Annotated in this window: 1 protein-coding gene; it reads right to left on the reverse strand. The window is 65.9% G+C overall.

Annotated elements, in window-relative coordinates; genetic code table 11:
• The coding region (locus E1J61_RS36220; RefSeq protein WP_133098567.1) for an ABC transporter ATP-binding protein at positions 1-722 on the reverse strand (722 nt) is incomplete at its 3' end.
• Positions 723-737: the final 15 nt, after the last annotated feature.

The raw sequence follows: 737 nt of genomic DNA on the forward strand, positions 1-737 counted from the left end.
AGCAGTTCATGCAGCACCGGCATCTTTGCCTGCAGATCGCCGGCATCGAAGCGCTCGACGATGCTGCCGTGCTCCATCACGTAGAAGCGGTCGGCCAGCGGCGCGGCGAAGCGGAAGTTCTGCTCCACCATCACCACCGTGTACCCCTTCTGCTTGAGCATCCGGATCATGCGCGCCAGCGCCTGCACGATCACCGGTGCCAGCCCTTCCGAGATTTCATCGAGCAGCAGCAGGTTGGCGCCGGTGCGCAGGATGCGCGCCACCGCCAGCATCTGCTGCTCGCCGCCCGACAGGCGCGTGCCCTGGCTCTGGCGGCGCTCCTTCAGGTTGGGGAACATGTCGTAGATCTCGGACTCGCTCATGCCCGCGGTCGTCTCACCACCCTGGCCCTTGAGCTGCGGCGGCAGCAGCAGGTTCTCCTCGCACGACAGGCTGGAGAAGATCGCGCGCTCTTCCGGGCAGTAGCCGATGCCGTAGTGCGCAATCTTGTGCGTGGGCAGGCCGATGGTCTCGTTGCCGTTGACCTTGATCGAGCCCTTGCGCGCGCCGGTCAGGCCCATGATCGCGCGCAGCGTGGTGGTGCGCCCGGCGCCGTTGCGGCCCAGCAGCGTCACCACTTCGCCGCGGTTCACCGTGAGGTCGACGCCGTGCAGGATGTGCGATTCGCCGTACCAGGCCTGCAGGCCCTTGATTTCGAGGGCGGGAGTGTTGTTCGTGCTGATCGTACTCATTTGCTC

The organism is Cupriavidus sp. L7L (assembly GCF_004353535.1).
Taxonomy (GTDB): Bacteria; Pseudomonadota; Gammaproteobacteria; order Burkholderiales; family Burkholderiaceae; genus Cupriavidus; species Cupriavidus oxalaticus_A.